This window comes from Veillonella sp. 3891 (assembly GCF_003992315.1).
Classification (GTDB): domain Bacteria; phylum Bacillota; class Negativicutes; order Veillonellales; family Veillonellaceae; genus F0422.
Genome location: NZ_RQVE01000004.1, coordinates 35,416 through 58,776, shown reverse-complemented (window position 1 = coordinate 58,776; position 23,361 = coordinate 35,416). Strand labels below are relative to the sequence as shown.

Genomic DNA, 23,361 nt, shown 5'->3' with positions numbered 1-23,361 from the left:
CTTATAATTTAGTTAATATATTAAACAGAAAGGAGATTATCATGAAATCTGCTAGTGTTAATGTTCGAATTAATGAAAATGTGAAACAACATGCTGAAGCTATTTTAGAAGACCTTGGCCTTAGTCGCGCTGTCGCTATTGATTTATTTTACCGACAAATTATATTACATAAAGGCCTACCTTTTGATTTAAAGTTAAATACACCACCTCTTAGTACAGCTGACTTCAGCCCTTCCGAATTAGAAGAAATTTTATCTCGTGGTGTTGAGGAAACAAACCACGGTCATGGACGTTCTGCTAAAGAATTTTTCACTACTTTACTAGGAGAGTAATTATGGAAACCTATGATGTACAACTTTCATCATTTGCGGAATACAATGTTTTAAATATCTATTGTTATATGGCTGAATCTTTCTCAGTAGAAACTGCTAAACATATTTCAAATAAAATTTATGAAGCTATAAAAAGTTTGTCATATCTACCACATCGATATCGTATTCTAGAGATAGCTAAATATACTAAAAACGTATATCATATCTATTCTTTTGAAAAATATGATATTTATTATAGTATCAACGAATTATATCATACTGTTACTATTCTTGCGGTATTAAACCAGCGCCAAGCGCCTAATTATAGTTTGTTCTTACAAGAATTTCCTACAGTATACGGGAAATACATATAGGTTTTTAATTAAAAAGGACCCCGCAGGGTCCTTTTTACATTTTCACATATTCTTATCGTTTGATGTTATAGAACACATTGCTACCACGGTATTGCGCCGTTTCTGCCAACATATCTTCAATGCGAAGTAATTGATTGTATTTTGCTACACGTTCGGAACGAGCTGGGGCACCAGTTTTGATTTGACCAGCGTTTACTGCTACAGCGATATCAGCAATTGTGGAATCTTCTGTTTCACCAGAACGGTGAGAGATCACAGCTGTATAGCCTGCACGTTTTGCCATTTCAATAGCATCGAATGTTTCTGTCAAAGTACCAATTTGGTTCACTTTAATTAAGATCGCATTCGCTGTATCTTCTTTGATACCACGGGACAAGCGTTCTGTGTTAGTTACGAATAAATCGTCACCTACTAATTGAACAGTTTTACCTAGTCGATCTGTCAATAATTTCCAGCCTTCCCAATCTTCTTCTGCTAGACCATCCTCGATGGAGTAGATTGGATATTTTTCACAAAGTTCCGCATAGTATTCTACCATTTCAGCCGCTGTTTTTACTTTGCCTTCACCAGCTAAGTGGTATTTACCATCTTTATAGAACTCAGAAGATGCTGCATCGATAGCAAATACAATATCTTTACCCACTACAAGACCTGCTTTTTCGATAGCTTCTGTAATCACTTGTAATGCTTCTTCGTTGGAACCTAAGTTAGGGGCAAAGCCACCTTCATCACCTACACCAGTTGCCAAGCCTTTCGCTTTCAATACACCTTTCAATGTATGGTATACTTCTGCACAATAGCGTAGGGCTTCCATAAAGCTTGTGGCACCAATTGGCATGATCATAAACTCTTGGATATCCACGTTATTATCTGCATGAGCACCACCATTTAAAATGTTCATCATTGGTACTGGCAATTCTTTTGCGTTCGTACCACCTAAATATTGGAATAATGGTAAATCATAGGATTCAGCTGCTGCACGAGCTACCGCCATGGATACACCTAAGATAGCATTAGCACCTAATTTTGCTTTATTAGGAGTGCCATCTAACTCAATCATTAACCCATCAATAGCCACTTGCTCAGATGCATCAAAGCCTAAAATAGCAGGTCCAATAATATCATTCACGTTTGCTACTGCTTGTAATACACCTTTGCCTAAGTAACGAGGAGACTCGCTATCGCGCAATTCCACCGCTTCAAATTGACCAGTAGATGCCCCAGATGGAACCGCTGCACGACCAATCGTACCGTCTTCTAAATATACTTCTACTTCTATTGTTGGATTGCCACGGGAATCCATAATCTCTCTTGCGTATACATCAGTAATTACTGCCATTGTTACTTCTCCTTATTGTACTAACAAACTTTCACCACTCATAGCTTCAGGCTGTTCAATACCGCCTAAAGCTAACATAGTTGGTGCTAAATCACATAGCCGACCTGGTCGCAAGGTTACACCCTCTGGAGCTCCCACTAAAATGAGTGGTACCAGATTCGTCGTATGCGCCGTGTGCGGAATTTCTGTGGTATGGTCCACCATGACCTCAGAATTTCCATGGTCTGCTGTAATTAACAATTGTCCTTTCATCTCTTGAATAGCTTTTACGATTTCTGAAAGCCCCACATCTACGGCTAAAATCGCTCGTTTTGCAGCTTCAAAATCACCCGTATGACCTACCATATCTGGGTTAGCATAATTCAAGATAATCATATCATAATCGCCACTGCGAATGGCGGATACAACCTTTTCCGTTACCTCTGGAGCACTCATCTCCGGTTGCAAATCATAGGTAGCTACCTTCGGAGAGGGCACTAAAATTCGATCTTCCCCAGGGAATACATCTTCCTTACCACCATTGAAGAAATACGTGACATGAGCATATTTCTCTGTTTCTGCAATACGCAATTGACGATAGCCACCCTTGGATAATACTTCTCCTAAGGTATCTGTTAATAATTCTTTATCATACACCACAGGTACTGGCAAGTCTGCTTCGTATCGAGTCATGCTCGCCACATAGGAACCTTGCAATACTCGTTTCCGTTCAAATCCAGTGAACTTCGGATCCACCACAGCACGCACCAATTGGCGAGCTCGGTCAGGACGGAAGTTAAAGAATAAGATCGCATCGCCATCTTGCATACCTTCGTACCCTTCTACCACTGATGGAATGACAAATTCATCTGTCGTTTCCTCTACATAGCTACGTTTTACCGCTTCATGGGCACAACCTACTTCTGTACCACTACCACAGACCATGGCATTGTATGCCAATTGTACTCGTTCCCATCGTTGATCACGGTCCATGCCATAATAACGGCCACCTATCGTCGCAATCGATCCTAAACCCAACTCGTTACAGTAGTGAGCTATATCATCAATATAGGCCAACGCACTTTGTGGAGGTACATCACGACCATCTAAGAAGGCATGAATGTATACCTTCGTTACACCTGCTGCTTTGGCACCACGAATCAGTTCTTTCAAGTGATCAATATGAGAGTGGACACCCCCATCCGATAACAAGCCTACTAGATGCAAAGCTTGTTTAGCCCCTTCTTCATAGGCTTTCACCAAGGTAGGGCGAGTGAATAAGGTCCCTTCTTGTGCTTCTTTTGTAATGCGCGTCAATTCTTGGTACACAATACGCCCTGCACCGATGTTCAAATGGCCTACTTCAGAGTTTCCCATTTGTCCATCCGGCAAACCCACCGCCATACCAGATGCTTCTAGTAAGGTATGAGGACACGTGTCCCACAGATCTAAAAATGTTCGGGGGTTCGCTTGCACCACCGCATTTGTTGGGTCTTGACCGTCCCCGATGCCGAATCCATCAAGGATAGTTAGCATCACTGGTCCTTTTAATTTTGCCATACTCTACCTCAAACCTATATTAACAAGCTTTAATAATGCCTGTGAAAGTCTCTGCTTCCAAAGAAGCACCGCCCACTAACGCACCATCTACATGGACTTGAGCTAAAATATCTTTTGCATTCTCCGGCTTTACACTGCCACCGTACAGAATGCGCACTTGTTCTGCAATTTCAGGCGTATACATAGCAGCGATTTTCTCACGAATACTTTGGCATACTTCCCCAGCTTGTTCCGCTGTGGCTGTACGACCTGTGCCGATGGCCCAAATCGGTTCGTAGGCAATCACTACTTCTGTCATTTCTTCCGCTGGCACTCCATGCAATCCCATTTCTAATTGGGAATGAATGAACGCCACCGTTTCTCCACTTTCACGTTGGTTTAAACTTTCACCTACGCAAAGGATAGGGCTCATGCCATGTTGTAAGACAATGCGTACACGCTTGTTCACGCAGCGATCCACTTCTTTAAAGATAGAACGTCGTTCAGAATGCCCTACAATTACATAGGACACACCTAAATCTGTCAACATCGAAGGAGATACTTCCCCTGTATAGGCACCAGATTCTTCATGGAACACGTTTTGTGCTCCTACACGAACCTTAGTGTCTTCCGCCAAATCAGCTACAGTGCTAATGGCTGTAAACGGAGGGCATACCACCACTTCACAGCTAGTATCCGACACTAATGGTTTCAATTGTTCTACGTATACTGTGGCTTCCGTATTCGTCATATGCATTTTCCAGTTCCCTGCAATAATCGGTTGTCGCATGATAACCTCCTATGCCTCTTGTAAGGCTGCAATACCTGGTAACACTTTGCCTTCTAAATATTCTAGAGAGGCGCCGCCACCAGTGGAAATATGAGAAATTTTGTGACTTAAACCGCTTTTTTCAATGGCCGCTACCGAATCACCACCGCCTACAATTGTGGTCGCACTCGCCTCTGCCACCGCTTTCGCTACCGCATTGGTACCACCTGCGAAGGCTTCCATTTCGAATACGCCCATAGGACCATTCCAAACGATCATTTTCATCGGTGCTAAGGCCTCTGCGAATAGCTCACGGCTCTTCGGTCCAATATCTAACGCCATCCAGCCCTCTTCAATGGCTGTGGCATCCACCACCTTGTGATTAGCAGTTTCACTGAAAGCATCAGCTACTACGAAATCTACTGGCAACAATAAATTAGTATTCGTTTCCTTCGCACGAGCGATTAATTCACGAGCTAACTCAAATTTATCTGCTTCTACCAAGGAAGTCCCTACATTAAGACCTTGGGCCGCTACGAAAGTATTGGCCATACCACCACCGATGATTAGCACTTCTACTTTTGGTAATAAGTTAGAAATGACTTCAATTTTGTCACTCACCTTAGCACCGCCGATAATAGCTGCAAATGGGTGTTCTGGATGCTCTACAGCACCGCCTACATAGCGAATTTCTTTTTCTAATAAGAAACCAGCTCCCATTGGCAAGTGTTTTGTAATCCCTTCCACAGAGGCATGGGCACGATGAGATACGCCAAAGGCATCATTTACACCTACTTCTGCTAAGTCAGCTAAGGCTTTCGCAAAGGTAGGGTCATTTTTTTCTTCTTCTTTATAGAAACGAAGGTTTTCTAAGACAACTACATCCCCAGATTTCATTTCGGACACAGCTTGCGCTGGAATCTCACCAATGCAATCTTCTACGAAACGAACTGGTTGTTTTAATAGTTCACTCAATCGTTTGGCGCAAGGAGCCAAAGTAAACTCTGGTTTACGCTCTCCTTTAGGGCGACCTAAATGGGATGCAATGACAACTTTTGCCCCTTCGCTAATCAAATGGCGCAAGGTAGGTAAGGTCGCACGAATCCGTGTGTCGTCAGTGATAACACCATCTTTCAAAGGCACATTAAAATCAACTCGTACAAATACAGTTTTATTTGCTACATTCATATTTGCTAGTGAAAGTTTCATACTGTCTCCTATATACACAATACATATGCCAAAAAGGGACTACTCTCGTAGTCCCTCGCAGATTATAAGCCTCGTTTGCTCATGTACACAGCTAGGTCAACAATACGAGAGGAATAGCCCCACTCATTGTCATACCAAGCTACTACTTTTGCCATATTGCCTTCCATCACCATTGTCAAGTCAGCATCTACGATAGAACTACGAGCATCACCATTGAAGTCTTTGGATACTAATGGCAAATCAGATACGCCAAGAATACCTTTTAACTCGCCTTCAGCTGCTTTGCGGAATGCCGCATTGATGCTTTCTTTAGTTGCTTCTTTTTCAAGTTCTACTACTAAGTCTGTAACAGACACATTTGGAGTAGGTACACGAAGAGCAAAGCCGTTCAATTTACCTTTCAATTCAGGTAATACTAAGGCCACTGCTTTCGCTGCACCTGTGGTAGTAGGAATAATAGACATCGCTGCTGCACGAGCACGACGTAAGTCTTTATGTGGTGCATCCAAAACACGTTGGTCATTAGTGTAAGAATGTACTGTTGTCATCATACCACGTTTAATACCAAATTCTTGATGCAATACTTTTGCAAATGGAGCTAAGCAGTTTGTAGTGCAGCTTGCATTAGATACAACATGGTGTGTCGCTGGATCATATTCACTTTCATTCACGCCCATTACGATAGTTTTATCTTCATCTTTACCCGGTGCGGAAATAATTACTTTTTTTACAGTGCCACCCAAATGAGCTGCTGCTTTTTCACGAGAACGGAACACACCCGTACATTCGATAACCACTTCTACCCCTTCGGAGGACCAGTCTAAGTTTGCTGGATCACGGTCACAGAATACACGTGTTTTTTTGCCGTCTACCACTAAATATTCACCTTCTACAGACACGTCACAGCTTAAGTTGCCATGAATTGAGTCATGTTTAAACAGTAAAGCGGAACCTTCAATATCACCAGTATCATTAATGGCTACTACTTCCACCTCTGGGTTGTTAAGAGCTGCGCGCATGACGCATTTACCAATACGACCAAAGCCATTAATACCAATCTTCACTGCCATAATCAATTCCTCCTAAAAAATCTTGTATTATATAAGTTGTTATACCTCTATTTTACAAGACTATTGGGGTTGGTGCAAGTTTTTTGTCCTCATCAATAGAAAGCCATTTACCTAATGATGCTAGATAAGAAGATAGAGGAAAGTTGCTCCTCTCCGTTCAACTTTCCTCTATTATATCTACCCAAATTTTGTTACGACTGATACATTACTCACTATGGTAATGTATACACATCACTTCTTATTCTTCAATGAAGTAATCTTTTTCGCGAACCATACATGCGCTGTTTCAGACTCCAATAATGATAAGTCCGTTGTAACTCTCCCAACTGTTCAGTTAATGCGCCCCCTTGCAACAATGCCCGTACCAACTCAGCAGACTTTATAAATAATTCGTCAATCTTAGCTGCTTTTACATAGTTAATGCATCCTTCATTACTAATGATGACATCTACTAAGCTTACATACTCTTCTACAATTCCATCATTAAACTTGGCACATTCTAGTTGGTTTTGATCAATGGCCAAATTCATACAAGTACAAAGCATACACATATATTCCACCGCCCCTTCCAGCTTCTTTGGTGTTAATGCCGTATGCAATTGTTCCTTGGCTACTGTCAAAGACGTACTAAAAAGGATTTTATAAAAACCCGTTTTATCCAATGTATACTCGTATCCATCCATAGCTTTTTCCCTCATTCGATTTCCTATTAATTTCATACGTTCTTATACATAGTCTTTTACGCTCGCCCGACATAGGGTCCCTCCTTTCTTATAGTGTATATGCATCATTTTTCACTAGGACCTCCTAGCCTCCTCTATTTTTATATAACTTTTTGCAAATTATTATCATCCTAATTTGTGACTATCATATATAAATTTCTACAAAACGTCAATTATTTTTCATCATGAAAGCTATATAAAATAATCATAATAGATCTTATTTCAAACTATCTTGATGATGTTTCTCCCTAGATTATGCTATCTATATTCTTATAACTCTTATTACTAACAATACGCTCTTTGCAAGAATAATTACCATATTTCAACACAAAATAAAAAAGCAGATACTGTTACACAGTATCTGCTAATCGTTGGTGCCGGAGGTGGGACTTGAACCCACACGGTGTTACCCGCTTGATTTTGAGTCAAGTGCGTCTGCCATTCCGCCACTCCGGCTCGTCAACGATATTAGTATACACAGAGACAAAAAAAATGTCAATCTTTTTCTACCTTTTATAGTATACCTAAAACGCAAAGTAGAATTATTAATTTAACATCAATCTATACTCTTACTACTGTTTCCGTTGACTATATACTTCACAGGAATCTACAAAAGCTTTCGCCGCAGCTTCACTACCTGAAAAATTAATATGCAAATAAGAGGCTAACACATTCTTATGTGCATATCCACCTTGATAGGCTTTAGGTTTACGTCCACCTACTAATTCAAATGCCCATGGAAATGGACTTTGGGTCGGCGTCATTGTGGAAAAATGAAACTCATGTCCACGCAAAGTATCTTTTACAGATCCTAAAATGCTTGGCTCCAGCATAGTGGCACTTACATAACCTACACGTTGTAAGGTTTGTTGCATTTCACAGGTAGCTGGTACAACCCCTACCATCGGGTAGGTATTCCCTTCAAAATCTGTCACTGCTTCTGTCATATACATGAGACCGCCACATTCCGCATAAATTGGCATCCCTTTTTCACTGGCCTTACGTATACTATCTTTCATAGATGTATTGTATCCTAATTGAGACAAAAACATCTCTGGAAAACCTCCGCCAAAAAAGATTCCATCTACATCTGGTAAAACTTGATCTTTTAGAGGACTAAAATAATGCAGCTCAGCCCCTTCCGCTTCTAATGCTGCTAAACTAGCTGGATAATAAAAAGAAAAAGCTTCATCCATGGCGATGCCGATACGCGCTCGTTTATTAATCGTCCCTACCGTTTCTACTTCCTCAACTGCTAAATCAGGAGCACTTTGAGCCAAATCTACTAAGGCTTCCAAATTCACCATGACTTTCACAGCTTCTCGAATAGTAGCAATAGCATCCGTAGGATCAATTTCTGTCACTGGTGTCAATCCTAAGTGACGTTCTGGTGATTGCATGCGTTCGTCACGACGAATGGCACCTAGTACGGGAACACCCAATTTCTTCATCGCCGTCCGTATCATATGTTCATGATTATCCGACCCTAATCGATTCAAAATAACCCCACCAAATTGTACCTCTGGATCATAATCTCGAAAGCCTTTAGCAATGGCTGCCGCACTTTCTCCCATTGCCTTACAATCGATCACTAACACCACTGGTGCATTTAAATCTTTGGCTACTTGCGCCGTGGAACTAATACCTTCACGGCCCCCATCATATAGCCCCATTACGCCTTCTATAATGGAAATATCTGCCGTTTCTGCTTGTCCTGCAAAAAAAGGTATTAATTTATGTGGTGGCACAAGCCATGTATCTAAGTTGTAACATTCTCGTTGGCTAGCAATTTTATGAAAGCCCGGATCAATATAATCCGGGCCTACTTTAAATGCCTGTACTGCTTTGCCTTGCTCTGTCAAAGCCGCCAAAAGCCCTGCTACAATGGTTGTTTTACCGACACCTGAGTTGGTGCCTGCTATGACAATTCTTGGTCGTTGTACAGTGTTCATAACATACCTCTTAGCGATCTTTACGCTTCGCCAAAATTGTAGATAAATAATTTAGTTTTGTATCAGATGACAAAGTATCTACATTGCGATAGACTTCTTCCTCTGGCAATCCAACACGAGAAATCATTACCGCTTCATCTGCCATATCATGTTTGCGAAGTGTTTCTTGTACTTCCGCAAAGTTTCTATACACTTTCATAATGACTGCATCATCAGCTACGGCAAGTACAGCATCAATTTTTTCCTTTGGTGCTGTGGCTGGAATAATCGCTAATACTTCTTCTTTTTCTACAATTGGGTACCCCAAGTGAGATCCGATTGCACAGAATGCAGTAACACCCGGAATAGTTTCAATATCAAAACCAGCAGATTCTACTAAGCGATATACATACATGTATGTACTGTAAAACATTGGATCTCCCAATGTTAAGAATACAACTTTTTTACCTTCTTCGAGTAATCCAGTAATGATTTTACGTGCTTCTTCCCAGCCTTTAGATTGTTCATTATCATCCAATACCATTGGGAATACAACAGGTACGATTTCTGTATGTTCTTGAATATATGGTTCTGCAATATGTAAGGCTACAGAGCCATCTTTCTTTTCTGTTTTCGGTGTAATGATAACATCTGCTTCTCCCACAATACGAGCAGCTTTTACAGTCATCAATTCAGAATCCCCAGGACCTACACCTATACCATATAATTTACCTTTCATCAGGACACCCCTTTTATCTATCAACATGGAACTAGTAAGATTTACTACTTCTAATCTACTATAACTTGTTTAGTATATCATGATTACCCATGAATGTACACGAAATACTCTTCTATACACTACTGGAAAATCCCTTAACCATCAAATTATCATGAATCATAACGTTATAATCTTTTTTGATATAACCCTTGCATAGCATCTGCCAAATGATCCACATAAATATCTTGAATTTCTTTGTATTCTCCAAGACCCTTTTCATAGGGTACCACTTCATAGCCTGCTGTTGTTAATTCAGAAAGCAAACTGTCTTCTTCCTCTCCGAATAAATCATTCAAGGCATGGTCACCACAAACTAATAATAATGGGTGTAAATGTACTTTTTTACGTTCGTGACCTTCTCGTTCCCATCGTGCCAAGATATCTTCCGGAGTTGGAAAGTTCTCCAAGGTAGCAACAGATATATTACGGAACCCTTCATATTGTAATTTCAATTGTAGTACTGCGTAAGATGCATTTCCTACATTAAATCCCCCATGGCCTACTAAAAGTAAATCTTCTGTTGTAGGAACCTGTAAGGCTTTAATAAATCGATCAATCAGGGTTTGATAATCATCTGGTACTTCCTCCTCTTGTCCCATGAAATACAGAAGAGGTCTACCAAATACGATGTCTTGTACAGAACCCTGTCCATTGAAAGCCATAATATTTTTGCGAAGCTTATCAAACTCTGCACCACCTACTAAATGTGTAGGCTGTACAATGATACGTTCATACCCTTCCGCCACAATCGATTCCATGGCCTCAATTTCATTTTGAAATACAATATTTCTATCTTTCAAACGTTTAATGACAATACGTGATGTAAAAGCCACTCGAACTTCATGTTCCGGGTTAGCCTTACGAATGTCCTCTACTACTGGAAAGATTTGTTTTTCTCTAGCACTATCCACTGTAGAGCCAAAAGATGTGACTAATATAATCTCTTTCATGTTATACCTCATACTTAAATTAAGAATATACCTAATCTATAGTGTATAAGAAAAATAGAGTTCTGTAAAATAAATATAAGTCATCAACCAAATTCTTCTCACACTAATGGATTACACTACTTCAATATAGACTTCTTATTTTTATGTCCAATACCTGACGTAGTATAGTAAAGTCGAACATAAAAGAGCTATACCTAATTGTTTACTTAACAACTAAGTATAGCTCTCCATATATATTACTTCACGGCAATCGCAATGTCATCATGTTCTACTACTACATGAATTGTTTTACCTTCTCCAGCTTTTCCTTCTAAGATAGCATCAGAAATTGGGTCTTCTACTAACCGTTGGATGGCTCGTTTTAATGGTCTTGCCCCCATAGCAAAGTCAGTTCCTTCTGCTACAATTTTTTCCATAGCTTCATCAGATACTTCTAATTCCATCCCTTGTTCATGTAATCGTGTTGTCACCGATTGCAATAGGATACGAACAATTTTTTGTAATTGCTCTGTTTCTAATGCATGGAATACAATCATTTCATCAATACGATTCAAAAACTCTGGACGGAAATGAGATTTCACAGCTTGGAGCACATCTTTTTTCATAGATTCTTTATCTTTTCCACTTTCATGTTCTCCTTTAGCCGCTAAGAATCCCATAGCTGCCGTATCTTCTTTGAGATATTTCGCTCCTAAGTTACTTGTCATAATGATGACTGTATTTCTGAAATCAACAGTACGACCTTGGTTATCTGTTAATCGTCCATCATCCAACACTTGCAATAACATATTAAAGAAATCTGGATGCGCTTTTTCTACTTCATCGAAGAGAACTACGCTATATGGGCGGCGACGAACAGCCTCAGTTAATTGACCGCCTTCATCATATCCAACATAGCCCGGAGGCGCTCCCACTAAACGGCTCACCGCATGTTTTTCCATATACTCTGACATGTCGATGCGAATCATAGCATTTTCATCACCAAATAAATTAGATGCCAAGGATCTAGCTAGTTCTGTTTTACCAACTCCAGTAGGACCTAAGAATAAGAAGGATCCAATAGGGCGTTTAGGGTCTTTTAATCCAGCTCTAGCACGGCGGACAGCTTTTGATACAGCTACTACAGCTTCATCTTGACCAATCACACGTTGATGCAATTCTTCTTCCAAACGTAATAATCGTTCTGATTCTTCCTCTGCCACACGGGAAACAGGAATTCCACTCCACTCAGACACTACTGCAGCAATTTCAGATTCTGTAACCACTAACTTAGCTTCGCTATCTTTTTTGCTATCTTCTTGTTTTGATGCAATGTCAGACTCTAATTCTTTTTCTTTATCACGAAGTGTAGCTGCTCGTTCAAAATCTTGAGCTGTCACAGCTGCCTCTTTTTCTTTTTGCACTTGTACTAACTCATCTTCTAATGCTTTCACATCTGGAGTTGCTGTAAATACAGCCATACGTACTTTAGACGCTGCTTCATCCATTACATCGATTGCCTTGTCTGGCAAGAATCGATCTGCAATATAACGACTTGATAAGTGTACAGCCGCTGCCAAGGCTTCATCTGTAATTTGCACCTTGTGGAATGCTTCATAGCGATCACGTAAGCCTTTCAAAATAGATAAAGCATCTTCTTCACTTGGTTCTCCTACTTGTACTGGTTGGAAACGACGTTCTAAGGCAGCATCCTTCTCAATATGTTTCTTATATTCATCTAATGTAGTGGCACCAATCACTTGGAAATTACCACGAGCTAAAGCTGGCTTTAGAATATTCGCCGCATCCATAGCTCCGTCTGTAGCGCCTGCTCCAATCAAAGTATGAATTTCATCAATAAATACAATCATATCATCATGTGCTTGTACTTCATCCATCACTTTTTTCAAACGCTCTTCAAACTCACCGCGGTATTTTGCTCCAGCTAACATGGAACTTAAGCTTACCGAAATAATGCGTTTATCTCGTAATACATCCGGCACATCACCACTGACAATACGTTGTGCTAAGCCCTCAGCAATAGCCGTTTTACCAACCCCAGGTTCCCCGATAAGGACTGGATTATTTTTTGTGCGACGGCTTAAAATCTGAATTACCCGTTGAATTTCTGTATCACGACCAATGACAGGATCAATCTTGCCTTGTTTTGCACTTTCATTAAGATCTGTAGCATAATCAGAAATTTCACCTAAGTCACTAGCTGGTGTTGGATTAGAGCTTTGTTCTTCACCGCCTACAATAGCATTTACTTTTTCTACTACATCTTCTGGACGAATTCCTTTCGATGCCAATAATTGCATGGCTACACCGCCACCATCGTACAATAGGCCCAATAAAATGTGCTCTGTACCGATGTAGTTATGACCACGACTATTGGCCGCTTGCTGCGCTAAATCCAATACATGTTTCGTACGCGGGGTCATTTGCAATTGCCCACCACTATGCGTACCTTTACCAACTGTACGAATCACTTCTTGCTCCAAAGATTTCCCTTGTACTCCTAGCGCTGCCAATGCACGAGCAGACACTGATTTTTCTTCTTCTACAAGACCTAACAACAAATGCTCAGTTCCCACATAATTATGTTTAAATTCTATCGCTTTTTCTTGGGCAATCGCTAACGCACGTTTTGCCCCTTCTGTATATCTTTCTATCATATTGTTCCTCCTTTTGTACCTCGTAATAAGGTATCTCGTATTACTTGTGCTCGTTGACTATCACGTTCCTGCGTACCCATTGACTCTTTCCCCACCAATTTAGCTAGGAAATTTGGTCTTGTAATGACTAACATTTCATGAAAATTCATGGTCACATCGATTAATTTCATATCTATGCCTAATTGCACATCACTCAATAAAGCCAAGGCTTCTTCTCCTGAAATACGGCGTGCATGGGTCAAGATACCATAAGACCTCCACACCTTATCTTCTATACCTTCTTTATCAGTAGTCCACAATTCAGCTCTAGCTTTTTCTTCTTCTTTTACAACGCCTTGTACAATCTGTGAAAGTTGTTCAATTGTTGCTTGTTCACTAATTCCCATGGTTTGCTGATTAGAGATTTGATATACGTGTCCTAAGCCCTCAGACCCTTCGCCATAGAGACCTCGTACAGAATACCCCATGCGGATTATACTACGGATGATACGTTGTAATTTACCCGTCATTGACAACGCTGGGACATGGACCATCACAGATGCTCTCAGCCCCGTTCCTACATTGGTAGGACAGGCAGTTAAGTATCCAAAGTCTTTAGAAAATGCATAATCGTATTTACTTTCAATGACATCATCTACAGCTATAGCTCGTTCATACGCTTTCTCTAGCTGCAATCCCAATTCCATCGACTGAATCCGTAAATGATCTTCTTCATTCACCATAATAGAAATACGAGAATCTTCAGAAATAATAACACTACGTTCTTGAATTTGATTAGCTAAGTTTGGGGAAATCAAATGTTTTTCTACTAATACATCTCGTTCAATAGGACTTAAAGATTCTAAGTTAATTTTTGAAAAACTTTTACCATAGACTGTTTGTAAAGGGGTAATCATAGAACGCATATACCCATCAACTTTAGTCAAATCATTGATATCTCCTCGATTGGTAAACGGTATCCCCTTAAAGTTTCTTGCTAATCGAATACGACTAGATAACACGATACGATGATCTAAACTTGTATCTTTCATCCAAGGCGACAGCGCCTCATCTAAAATTGTATGTAACATAGACCCTCCTTAATTTGATACTTTAGACTGTTCTAAAGACTTAATTTCATCACGAATCTGTGCAGCTCTTTCAAATTGCTCTTGCTTTACCGCCTGAATTAAGTCATTCCGTAGTTGCTTAATGGTTTGCTCTACTCTCAAATCTTCTGCTCCTCGTTGAGGAATACGGCCTTCATACGATGTAGATCCTTGAATGCGCTTAATGAGTGGCACTAAATGTTGTTGAAACGCCTCATAGCACTTATCACAACCTAATCGACCTTGATGATTAAATGCAGATATAGTCATTCCACATTGTGGACACGCACTCAATTTGCTGTTACCTAACGCACTTTGAGGATACATCACATTGGCAAAAAACTGATTATTGAAAAAGGTATCATCAAACATGGAAGAAAACATGGATCCCGTTCCCTGCTCTTTTTGATTTGCACATTGTTGGCAATAATGATGCTCCTCTTTCACTCCATTTACAATCGATGTCATATGGACATTAGCATTTTCTTTCCCACAAGAATCGCATTTCATAGCCTACACCTCCTCATTTACGATATTCATAATAGCTTGATAGAAACGCTCTGCTGCTTCCTTTCTACGTTCTACTGGAACATCTTGTAAAATTCTAACAAATGCTTCATGCAACATAGCTGCTTCACGCTTTGTAATGCGCGCTTCTTTCATATGTTGAAACAACACCTGGTCAATGTGACCAATTGTAATAACGGGTTCCTCTTCATTACGTTTTTTAGTTTTCTCCAAGGGAATCAGGACTTGTGTTCTTACAGGTTCCATAACTCTAGTAATTGTGATGGATCCACCTAATCCCCGTCTGGATTGAACTATGAATCCCCTGTCATTTGAAAATCGTGTACTCAGCACATAACTAATTTGTGAGGGCGCACAATCCAAAGTCTCGGCTAGTTCATTTCTTCTCAGCGTAATACCTTCCTGTTCTTCCAATAATTTCGTCAGTATAAACTGTTCAATCTTATCTGCTAAAATACTCATAATATAACCTCATTTCTTCCATCTATGATGTACTATCTACTATAATGCATTCCTGTACATACACATCATCAGTCATTATATACATAGAACATCTAGATTTGACTTTTTGCTCTTTTCTATGGTTAGATTATATCTGACTTTTTGACCTTTGTCAAATACTTTTTTGACTTTTTGACTATTTAGTTAAAAAAAATAAAACTAAATGACATTTACCATTTGTCATCTCTCTATACGTTGACAAAAAAAGTAGCCTTTCCATCGGAAAGGCTACCCATATTCTTATGTTAGCAAACAACATCACTCTTACAAACATCAACTTTATATCTAGTTATATTTCTTGTGTTAGGTTTTGTTTTGTGTGTTTTATATGTGTGTTAGGTTTTATGTGTTTTGTGTGTTTTAGGTTTTGTGTGTTTTGTTTGTTTTGTTTGTTTTATGTTTTATATGTGTGTTAGGTTTTTGTTAAACTTGATATAAAATTCTCACTTTACTGTAAGAGTGAGTATAGCAATTATTGACGGCTACCTAATTTGGAGTCCAAGAATAATTGTGCAGAACGACTATCTTGTGCAAATGTAAATTGATCTACTAAGTCAGTTGCATTCGCTTCTTCTTCTACTTGTTCTTCTACGAACCAGTTCAAGAAAGATACTGTTGCATAATCTTTTTCTTCTAATGCTAATGCATATAAGTTGTGGATTTTGCCAGTAATCATTTGCTCATGAGCCAATACAGCTTTTGCTACTTCTAAAGGATTAGTCAAAGTAGATGCCGTATTTTTTACATCACCTAATGTTACTTTTTCATTGTTGCTTTGTAAGTAATCAATGAATTTGAAAGCGTGAGTTACTTCTTCTTGGTATTGTGCACGTAACCATGCAGAGAAACCTTTGAAGTTAGCATCAGCCATAGCTAAGGAAAGAGCTAAATATGTGGATGCTGCGTTAAATTCGAAAATTACTTGCTCATTAAGAGCTTGTGCTACTTTTTGATTCATCTTTTTATACCTCATATATACTTATATAAACTAAAATTAAAATCGATATGTTCTCATATCTTGACATCATTATAGCAGACAAATCGAAATAAATCAATCTTCTTTTTCTATTTTTTTCGATTTTTTATCATTTGTTTTTAATTTTGATAACGACTATAAGTTATACAGACTGAAATGCTCAATCATTCATGCATAGCTTACTAAAAGAGAGTATACTATCTATGCAAGAACTTTCATTTTATTATATATACCATTATACACATTGGAGGTGAGATGTATGATGAATCTAATCAGTCGTGCTTTTACCCGAGCAAAACAAAATCTAAGTTCCCATAAGGTAAAAGTATATATCGTCTCTGGTTTTTTAGGTGCTGGAAAGACAACATTCATTCAGCAACTCATACAAGAATTGCCAGATCCAACAAGAATTTTAGTATTAGAGAATGATTTTGGCCAAGTGAACTTGGATGGAGCCATTCTTCGAGAAAAAGGATATACTGTTCGTGAACTTACATCTGGCTGCATTTGTTGTAGTTTAGCAGGAGATTTCCGTAGAGCTTTAGTAGATATTTTAGACACTCAAGATGTGGACTATATTATCATTGAACCATCTGGGGTTAGCCAATTATCGGACATCCTCGCCATTTGTAAGGATTCATCCATTGCTAAACGCATTGAACTCACTGGTTGTGTATCCATTGTGGATGCCATGCGAGCTCCTATGTATTATAAAAACTTTGGCGTCTTCTTTAAAGATCAAATTGCTTATTCTAGTCAAGTCTTCATTAGCCATCAAGAGGATGAGCATCTATTACAAAACACCTTAGAAATTATTCGTCACCTAAATCCATCTGCACCTGTTTATATCGCGGCATGGAAAGAAATTCAGCTTTCAAAATATATTTCTATGTATCCTCGAGAGCAAGCTGTCTCTTCTTTGTCAGCTAGCAAGAATATTGAAAACCACAAAGGTCATCATACAGCTCGGAATCATCCTGAGATTCCTCACCATGACCACATCGCTCATCATGCACAGGCCAAAGATGCTTTCTTGACATGCACCGTAGAATGCACCTTGCCTCGCACCATCGATGAATGGCAAGATCATTTGAAAGCCCTCATCGAAACGAATACAACTGGTCATATCTTACGCTTGAAAGGATGTATCCCTCTTTCCACAGGTGGGCAAGCTTTGGTACAATACAATGGAACTGGTTTAGAGATTACTCCTACCACATTACATGATTCATATTTAACCATCATTGGTCCTTCTTTGAACAATGATGCGTTGCAGTCTTTTATTAATGGAACAATGTAACACCTATGAAAACTATCCCCACCCATGTAGTGATGGGCTTTCTTGGTTCAGGAAAGACAAGCGCCATCACTGCTGGTATTGAAAGTCATAAAATTTCAAATGTTCTTCTCTTTCAATTTGAGCAGGGCTTACAAAGTCCTGCTCTTTCCAACGAGAGATCACACACCTTCTCCATCGATGATGATCCCAAGAACACTATTTCCGTTTGTCAGCAAGTATTACAAAATCACCAGTATCGTGAACTTTGGATCGAATGGAATGGCATGGGCTCCTTAGAAAGTTTTGAAGAACTTTTCCTTCGCTCTCCCTTAGGAGATATGTTAGACATTAAACATATCTATTATGTAACCTATCCACAATGGATTGAGGAGCAACTACCTTATTTAGGAGAAATTCCACTTTCACAAATTCGTTATAGCAATACCATCATACTTGGTAACACTACACAAGAAAATGCTAAAGAATATACTGAATTAGCGCCTAATAGCACTTGGATTGCCTCTGGAGATGTGAAGCAATGGCCTATTACAAAACCTATACAAATATCTAAACCTAAATGGAAACAATATGCTATCATTCCTATCCTATTAACTTTAGGATATATGTTTTATGCACAGCCAAATTGGGTGACCATGACAACGGCTATCCTATTACAGATGATACCATTCTTACTTTTAGGAACAGGTATTTCTGTCATAGTGGAACAATACGCCTCTCCTTATCGCATAGAAAAATATTTGCATCGGTCTCCTATGTTTGCCTATATACTAGCGATTATTATGGCTTGCACAGTGCCACTCTGTGACTGTGCGGTAATCCCTATCTTACGTAGCCTAACACGGCAAGGTATGGAATCGAAAGTTAGCCTATTCTTTACGATGATTAGTCCTTTACTAAATCCTATTGTGCTACTCTCCACTTATTATGCGTTCCCCAAAGAACCTCTGATACTCTGGGGAAGACCTTTACTAGGAATAGTACTAGCATTCATAGTGAGCCAGTATTGTGGGCCCCGTATTTACGGTCGTACCGATGCCTTCCCACCATGGAAACAGTTAACCCTGGTAAAATCGCTGTCAAGAGACGTAGGATTTTTCGGACGATTGCAAGAAGAAACCTTACGCCTATTGCCCTTTATCATAATTGGGTCTATACTAAGTAGTGGGTTACAATTATTTTTACCTAAACAATGGTTGCAAGATATTTCCTTATCTGGCTCCATTTTAGTTATCTTTGGTATGATGGCACTCGCCTTTTGCGTATCTATCTGCTCTACTGCAGATGCCATTATCGCCCGGTCCTTTATGAACGTCATTCCTTTACCTGGAATTTTAGCATTTCTAATTTTTGGACCATTATTAGATATCAAAAACTACGTTCTATTACGTAATCTGTTCCCTAATTCCTTTGTGAAAGTATATAGTCTTTCCATTATTCTAGGAACAACAATTATATGTATACTATTTTCGTTCATAGGAGGTTATGCACTATGAAATACATTCCTACCATCAACATTCACGCCGCCGTAGAAATCGTGGCCTCTGCTAGTTGTAGCCTATCTTTGTTGTATTTATTAACAACAGGCTCCATCTATCGTTTAATTGCTCCTAATTCCTATATCATCGCTTTATTATGGGCATTAACTTTACTATTATTGTGGAGCACGATTAAAGCAAGTAAAAACATATTCCGTAGGTCCTATGGATCATCGTATCGAAATGCCATCTTGTACGGATTATGTACCTTATTATTAAGTCCATCCATCTTCCATGCCCAAGCCTTTGCATTACCAGCGGAAGAACCTGCGGACCAAGTCATTTCCATTACTAAAGAACCAGTTCCAACGAACGATTATAAAAACATTGGCGATGGCATCGATGACACTCATCGACACATTACATTAACATCTAAAAATTATTACGATACGATTTTGAAAGTATCTAATCACATCGATAAATACAAAGGCTATACGGTAACAGCTACAGGCTATATTTCTTATCATGACAAAGCATTACAAGGAAACGATTTTGTATTAGCTCGTGATTTAATGATTTGTTGCGTAGCAGATATGGCTCCATTTGGATTACCTACAGAATATTCTTCCACTACTCCATTATTAGAACATAGTTGGTATACAATGGAAGGAACTATCGGTACTCGTAACTTCCACGGCGTAGAACAACCATACATCATAAACAGCAAAATTACACAAGCCGATGCTATCGATGGGTATATCTTCCCTAACTAAATACCAATAAAATTCGCACATCAGTATATTCTGATGAGCGTTGTTATTTTTCTATACATCGTGAACTCATAAAAGCCATACCCCATCTGATGATTCAGATAGGGTATGGCTTTTTTCATACAATCAATTTATGAACTTATTGTACTAGATTGCTAACTTTGTCAAAGAGTTGTTCTGCCTCTTTGATACGTTGTTCACTACCCATGACAACTATGTGGTTATCTTGTAGCACTTTTTCAATGACATCTGCTAATCCACGTAAGTCTTCTACTGTTGTTTCCAATACTTGTTGACGGAAAGCTGTCATATTTTCTTCATTGGTGTTACCAAAGTATAGACTCATAGCACGAGCACCTTGTAAGAATGGTGTATTAGATACATCTAGTCCACTCATGGTACCAATAATGTATTTACGCATTTCTCGTGGAGATAAATCTAATTCACGTAAATAGGTCGGCAATCCATCGTACACTTGTAATGTATTTTCTAAGTTTGGATCGCGGTAGGAACAGAATACCATATTACCATTATTATGGAAGTTAGCAAAGGCTCCATACGCTCCACCTTGTACACGAATCAAGTTCCATAGATAATCGTAGCGCAACATAGTTTCTAAGACGCTCATAGTGCCTGTATGTGTACCGCCATGATCACGGAAGTTGCCACCTTTTGCCACATATTGTACCTTACCAGATGTAGCTAAACCTTCATTCACATAGGATTGAGTCATCTCTAGCTGTGCTTCCCAACTATCATCACTTAAAACAGCAGTGATATCGTCTAGATGTGCTAAGAAAGTTTCTAGTTCTTCAGCACTACCTACAAAAGATACTTCCAAGTTATCTTTACGGAATAAACGTTGTTGTACTTTCACCAATTGTTCTGTCACACCAGCTAGTAATGTTTCATTCTCTAAGACTTCTACTAAACGGCGGAAATAGCCTAATGTATCTTGGTCTCTAAATTTACCAACTTTCGATACTTTCGCCATGAGCAAATTAGTAACAATCGTATTACCACGGCGGAAGGCTTCTGTATCCCAGATGGCTTTTCCTTCTTTTAACAATTCTACAAGACGTTCTTGGCTATCAAATTTTGTGCGCCCTACAATTTCTCCAAGTAGAGATGTTAAATGACTAATATTAGATGCTAATGCCTTACTACGAACGACCGCTAATGGTACAAATGCATCACGTTCATTATGGATAGACACTGGCAATACATCCATCGTATAACCACCTAAATGAAGGTTAATTTCTTTTGCTATCTCTGCATAGGTAAAACGTTCTGTATCTAATCGACCTAATACATCTGACAATAACTCTGCATAGAATACTTCATCTTCTTGCAAAGATTCCATATTGAAGTACAAGCTAACATAGTTAATGCCACGAGCTGGTACATCAATGTGATGTACACGAATACCTTTATGATCAATTTCACGACGTGGTGTTACTTCTACGACTGGAGAAATATCAGATAATTCTAACAAAGGAATGGTTGCTAGTGCTTCTTCAGAGTCCACAGCCTGTTGCATTTCTTTTAATTTTGCTGTTTGCTCGATAATATGGGCAATTTCTTCTTTACTCATATCCGCTTTAATAGCCGCCAATTTTGCCGTATCTTCTTGATCTTTTTTCTCTTGCAATCCTTTTTCTGGATACAAGGAAACTAAACCTTTATGCGTATTATCTAAAATATAGGTGCGCAGCAAGTTTTCATAGAAATCGGTGGATAATCCTTCACGGAGTGCTTTCAATACTGGTTCATATTGTAACAACTCAATAGGATCTTTGTCATATAGCCAATTATCCATCACTCGTAATCCGTAAGCAAGACCAATTGGACGACCTCCAAAATCAGCTTCACGCAAAATGAACTCAATACGATTCAAGGAGGCTTCTAATAATTCCTTATCTAAGCCTGTATCTACTAATTGGCGTAACGTACTTTCCACCACTTCTTGCAACTGTGCTTGCTTTTCGATTTCAGAACCAGTCACGCTTATTTCAAATAATGGCTGACGAATACCATCCATGTAGGAGCCGCTTACATCACTACCAATATTTGCTTTCACTAAGGCTTCTTTCAACGGTGCTGAACCAGATGTAAATAAAGCATGATTCAACACTTCGAACGCTAAGCTTTGAGTAAATGTCATTTCTGGGAATACATAGGTTAAAGAATGAATGGCTTTACCCTTATCACTTTCATCATTGCCAATACCATATGGGAAAGATGCTACCACTGGTTCAGATAAAGGCTCTTGCATAGCAATAGTAGAATCTACGTCAATGGCATGGAAGTTTGACAAATATTCTTCATCGATAAATGCCAAGGTTTCTTCAATATTCATATCTCCATATAAATAGATATAGCTATTAGATGGATGGTAATAAGACTCGTAGAATGCTTTAAAGTTTTCATAGGTCAAATCTGTAATATTATCAGGATATCCACCAGAATCATGTCCATAAGTAGTATCAGGATATAGCAATGCCATTTTATGATGATCTAACTGAGAATCCGGCGAGGAATACACCCCTTTCATCTCGTTGTAAACAACACCTTTGTATGTCAATGGATCTTCTAGAGATTCCAATTCATAATGCCATCCCTCTTGCATCACGATCATTGGATCCTTAGCTACTCGCGGATAAAATACCGCATCTAAATAGACATCCATCAAATTATGAAAGTCTGCATCATTCTTACTCGCCACAGGATACACCGTTTTATCAGAGTAGGTCATAGCATTTAAGAATGTGTTCAGAGAACCTTTTACTAGTTCAACAAAGGGCTCTTTTAATGGGAATTTACGAGATCCACACAACACAGAATGTTCTAAAATATGTGCTACCCCTGTGCTATCATGTGGCGGTGTACGGAATGCTACATGGAATACTTTATTTGTGTCTTCTGTATCGATGTATAACAAACGTGCACCAGATTGCTCATGGTGTAACATATAGGCTGTGCCATTCACCTCTTGAACAGGTTCAATTCGCTCTACACGAAAGCCTGCATAGACTGTATTTAACTTCATAATACCTCTTTTCTATCTACTAAACATACAACGGCTCTCCCTAGCG

Annotated in this window: 20 protein-coding genes and 1 tRNA gene; 5 read left to right on the top strand and 16 right to left on the bottom strand. The window is 39.1% G+C overall.

From position 1 onward, the window contains the following. Positions 1-41: 41 nt before the first annotated feature. Both EO118_RS03240 and EO118_RS03235 read left to right on the top strand, forming a co-directional pair. Positions 42-332 carry a type II toxin-antitoxin system RelB/DinJ family antitoxin gene (locus EO118_RS03240; RefSeq protein ID WP_127068613.1) on the top strand — a complete coding sequence of 97 codons (291 nt, stop codon included), beginning with the start codon at positions 42-44 and terminating at the stop codon, positions 330-332. Positions 333-334: 2 nt separating this feature from the next. Beyond that, positions 335-685 carry a type II toxin-antitoxin system RelE/ParE family toxin gene (locus EO118_RS03235; RefSeq protein WP_127068612.1) on the top strand — a complete coding sequence of 117 codons (351 nt, stop codon included), beginning with the start codon at positions 335-337 and terminating at the stop codon, positions 683-685. A gap of 52 nt (positions 686-737) precedes the next feature. Here the strand turns inward: EO118_RS03235 and eno are convergent, their stop codons facing one another. From eno to EO118_RS03160, 15 genes are all read right to left on the bottom strand, one after another. Then, a complete protein-coding gene (eno, locus tag EO118_RS03230) occupies positions 738-2,024 on the bottom strand; it encodes a phosphopyruvate hydratase (RefSeq protein ID WP_127068611.1) in 1,287 nt (428 codons plus the stop codon). 12 nt (positions 2,025-2,036) lie between these two features. Further along, a complete protein-coding gene (gene gpmI, locus EO118_RS03225; RefSeq protein ID WP_127068610.1) occupies positions 2,037-3,563 on the bottom strand; it encodes a 2,3-bisphosphoglycerate-independent phosphoglycerate mutase in 1,527 nt (508 codons plus the stop codon). A 19-nt stretch (positions 3,564-3,582) separates the two neighbouring features. Beyond that, positions 3,583-4,335 (bottom strand): triose-phosphate isomerase, encoded by a 753-nt coding sequence (gene tpiA, locus EO118_RS03220; protein ID WP_370447232.1) that lies wholly within the window; start codon positions 4,333-4,335, stop codon positions 3,583-3,585. Between the two features lie 6 nt (positions 4,336-4,341). Then, positions 4,342-5,520 (bottom strand): phosphoglycerate kinase, encoded by a 1,179-nt coding sequence (pgk, locus tag EO118_RS03215; RefSeq protein ID WP_127068608.1) that lies wholly within the window; start codon positions 5,518-5,520, stop codon positions 4,342-4,344. 62 nt (positions 5,521-5,582) lie between these two features. After that, positions 5,583-6,590, bottom strand: a complete 1,008-nt coding sequence (gap, locus tag EO118_RS03210) for a type I glyceraldehyde-3-phosphate dehydrogenase (protein WP_127009860.1) — start codon at positions 6,588-6,590, stop codon at positions 5,583-5,585. Positions 6,591-6,835: 245 nt separating this feature from the next. Next, positions 6,836-7,288 (bottom strand): hypothetical protein, encoded by a 453-nt coding sequence (locus EO118_RS03205; protein WP_127068607.1) that lies wholly within the window; start codon positions 7,286-7,288, stop codon positions 6,836-6,838. Between the two features lie 396 nt (positions 7,289-7,684). Further along, positions 7,685-7,768, bottom strand: a tRNA-Leu gene (locus tag EO118_RS03200). 116 nt (positions 7,769-7,884) lie between these two features. Beyond that, complete coding sequence (locus tag EO118_RS03195) at positions 7,885-9,264, bottom strand: cobyrinate a,c-diamide synthase (protein WP_127068606.1); 1,380 nt, start codon at positions 9,262-9,264, stop codon at positions 7,885-7,887. A gap of 10 nt (positions 9,265-9,274) precedes the next feature. Beyond that, positions 9,275-9,982 (bottom strand): precorrin-2 C(20)-methyltransferase, encoded by a 708-nt coding sequence (gene cobI / locus EO118_RS03190; RefSeq protein ID WP_127068605.1) that lies wholly within the window; start codon positions 9,980-9,982, stop codon positions 9,275-9,277. A 164-nt stretch (positions 9,983-10,146) separates the two neighbouring features. Next, a complete protein-coding gene (locus tag EO118_RS03185) occupies positions 10,147-10,971 on the bottom strand; it encodes a sirohydrochlorin cobaltochelatase (RefSeq protein WP_127068604.1) in 825 nt (274 codons plus the stop codon). Positions 10,972-11,207: 236 nt separating this feature from the next. Then, entirely contained in the window at positions 11,208-13,628 is a 2,421-nt protein-coding gene (locus tag EO118_RS03180; RefSeq protein ID WP_127068603.1) for an ATP-dependent Clp protease ATP-binding subunit, read from the bottom strand. After that, positions 13,625-14,698: a protein arginine kinase gene (locus tag EO118_RS03175; RefSeq protein WP_127068602.1), complete on the bottom strand. Its 1,074-nt coding sequence runs from the start codon at positions 14,696-14,698 to the stop codon at positions 13,625-13,627. The genes EO118_RS03180 and EO118_RS03175 overlap by 4 nt, the downstream gene beginning before the upstream one ends. A gap of 9 nt (positions 14,699-14,707) precedes the next feature. Continuing rightward, the gene (locus EO118_RS03170) at positions 14,708-15,226 is read right to left on the bottom strand and encodes a UvrB/UvrC motif-containing protein (protein ID WP_127068601.1); all 519 of its coding nucleotides are present in this window, start codon (positions 15,224-15,226) and stop codon (positions 14,708-14,710) included. Positions 15,227-15,229: 3 nt separating this feature from the next. Next, the gene (locus EO118_RS03165) at positions 15,230-15,706 is read right to left on the bottom strand and encodes a CtsR family transcriptional regulator (protein WP_127068600.1); all 477 of its coding nucleotides are present in this window, start codon (positions 15,704-15,706) and stop codon (positions 15,230-15,232) included. Between the two features lie 511 nt (positions 15,707-16,217). Then, on the bottom strand, positions 16,218-16,703 hold the full coding sequence (locus EO118_RS03160) for a ferritin (RefSeq protein WP_009372173.1): 486 nt from the start codon (positions 16,701-16,703) through the stop codon (positions 16,218-16,220). Positions 16,704-16,980: 277 nt separating this feature from the next. Here EO118_RS03160 and EO118_RS03155 point away from each other — a divergent pair, with 277 nt between their 5' ends. The 3 genes from EO118_RS03155 to EO118_RS03145 are packed head-to-tail and all read left to right on the top strand — an operon-like array spanning position 16,981 to position 20,269. Next, positions 16,981-18,021 carry a GTP-binding protein gene (locus EO118_RS03155; RefSeq protein ID WP_127068599.1) on the top strand — a complete coding sequence of 347 codons (1,041 nt, stop codon included), beginning with the start codon at positions 16,981-16,983 and terminating at the stop codon, positions 18,019-18,021. A gap of 5 nt (positions 18,022-18,026) precedes the next feature. Next, a complete protein-coding gene (locus EO118_RS03150; protein WP_127068598.1) occupies positions 18,027-19,514 on the top strand; it encodes a permease in 1,488 nt (495 codons plus the stop codon). Next, positions 19,511-20,269, top strand: a complete 759-nt coding sequence (locus tag EO118_RS03145; RefSeq protein ID WP_164723823.1) for a TIGR03943 family protein — start codon at positions 19,511-19,513, stop codon at positions 20,267-20,269. Before EO118_RS03150 ends, EO118_RS03145 begins: the two co-directional genes overlap by 4 nt. Positions 20,270-20,405: 136 nt before the next feature. Here EO118_RS03145 and EO118_RS03140 read toward each other — a convergent pair whose 3' ends face one another. Continuing rightward, positions 20,406-23,315, bottom strand: a complete 2,910-nt coding sequence (locus EO118_RS03140) for an insulinase family protein (protein WP_127068596.1) — start codon at positions 23,313-23,315, stop codon at positions 20,406-20,408. Between the last annotated feature and the right edge of the window lie 46 nt (positions 23,316-23,361).